The organism is Rudaea sp. (genome assembly GCF_036383415.1).
GTDB lineage: Bacteria > Pseudomonadota > Gammaproteobacteria > Xanthomonadales > Rhodanobacteraceae > Rudaea.
Window position 1 is genome coordinate 1 of sequence record NZ_DASVOK010000075.1, and the last position, 1,908, is coordinate 1,908.

Sequence of the window (1,908 nt, forward strand, 5' to 3'; positions counted from 1 at the left end):
CTTGCTCGCGTCGAGCAGATAGTCCTGCGAGGCGGGTGCCGCCTGCGCATTCGCGGTTCCGAGATCGGCGCCGATGCTGCGCAGGCGCCCGTCGGCGTCGCGCTCGATACGCAGGTTGAGCGGGCCGTCGGCCGGATTCGACGGCAAGCCGGCGGGCAGCGCGAACAAGGGCAGTTCGCTGCGTGCGGAGACGGCAGTCGCCGGATCGGCCGTGCGCGCCGCAGTCGGCACGGCATTGCCCTGCTCGTCGACGACGACGAGATCGCGCAGTTGCGCATCGGTCAGCGTCTGGTAAACCTCGAGCGGCAGTTCGACCTGCCAGGCGGCGCCGTCGCCTGCAAGTGTCAGCGGCCAGGAATACGCGTAGCGTTTCGATTCGTCGCCATGCGTAGCGGTGGCGATGACGAGCAGGGCAGCGGACAACGCGGTGATGCGCTTCATGTCTTCTCCCCCGCTGCGACTGTCTTCGGCGGCACCGGCGCGAAGTAGCCGACCGCGACGAGCAGCACGCCGACCACGAGTACGCCGACGATCGAGGACAGGTCGTTGAGATAATTGCGATCGATCAGCATCAGCTTGACCAGCACGAGCGCCATCAGCGCCGCGCCGCCGAACCAGACCGCGCGCGAGCCGCGCTGCTTGCCGGCGAGCATCGCGGCGATGCCGGCAAGCGTCCACACGATCGACAGCGCCGATTGCGCGAGCGGCGAAGAGATCATGTTTGCATCCCACGGCACGCCGCCGAAGAAGTGCACGCAGCGCAGCGTGATCGAAGTCAGCAGGACGAGGCCGGCGGCCGCGAGCACGCGCGCGCGCAGTTCTGCGTCGAACCAGACCTTGCCTTCGCCCTGCGCCTGGCGATACCACAGCGCGAGCAGGACGAGCCAGCCAATCTGCGCGAGTTCGAGCGGGTTGAGCAGCGGCAGATACGGCAGCGGCGTCGGCCCGCCTTCCTGCACAAGGCCGGCGAGCCAGGCGATGCCCATGGCCGCGGCGAAGCTGCCGAGCAGCGGCGTGCGCAGCGAGTCGGCATCTGTACCAAGCGGCCAGCACACGAGCTTTGAGCGGCGCAGCACGAGCAGGTATACGGCCGCGAACGGGACGAGCAGGGACAGCGCGAACCAGATACCTCGCAGGCGCAGGTGATCGTGACTGAGGTGACCGAGTTCGAGCGATAGCAGGAGTATACAAATCCACAAATAAACAAAGTGCAAGATGCACGCGGCGCGCAGCTGCTCGGCGGCGACTGCCGGCAGCGTGCGCCATGCAGCAACAAACCACAGCGCCCAGGCGGCGAGATGCCAGCCTTCGAGCGGGCCATGATCGTCGAGCATGGTCAGGACGACGAATGGCAGGCCGAGCGCGATCGTGACCGCCGCCGGCATGAGCAATTCGCGCCAGTTCAATCGGCGCGCGGCTTCGATGGCGATCAGCGCGGTCGCGGCGAGGAAGGCGAGCCATGCGTCCCAATGCCGCGCATGCGCGGCGAAGCGTTCGATCTCGTTGCCGCCGCCGAGGTACCACCAGAATCCGCCCCAGACGAGGAACAGCAGGGTCAATGGCGCGCGCGCATCGCGCCGCTGCAGCAGGCGTGCGCTGACGAGACCGGCGAGGGCGAGCAGTGCAGCGCCGAGGAAGGTGCCGTTGAGGATCGGTGCCGCGTCCGCCGCGGCGGCAAAGCGGTCGCCGGCAATCGCGCCTGCGATGCCCTGCAGCGCATAGCCGATCCAGCGCGGAATGCGTCGCGCCTGGCGCAGGCCGAGCCAGACCAGCGCCGCGCCCTCGAGCGCGAACGTGCACGTGGTCGCCTGCGCCGACAGCGCGAGCGGCACGGCGATCGTGGCGAAGCCGAGCGCGAGCAGGGCGTGAGACTCGCCGAGCAGTTGCAGGCGCCAGCGGCGAATCTCT

Annotated in this window: 2 protein-coding genes; both read right to left on the bottom strand. The window is 68.6% G+C overall.

Annotated elements, in window-relative coordinates:
• On the bottom strand, positions 1-441 hold a 441-nt coding region (locus VF497_RS02615), incomplete at its 3' end, for a DUF3999 family protein (RefSeq protein WP_330885976.1).
• Positions 438-1,908, bottom strand: a 1,471-nt coding sequence (locus VF497_RS02620; protein WP_330885978.1) for a DUF2339 domain-containing protein, incomplete at its 5' end; no start/stop codon positions are given. The genes VF497_RS02615 and VF497_RS02620, both read right to left, overlap by 4 nt.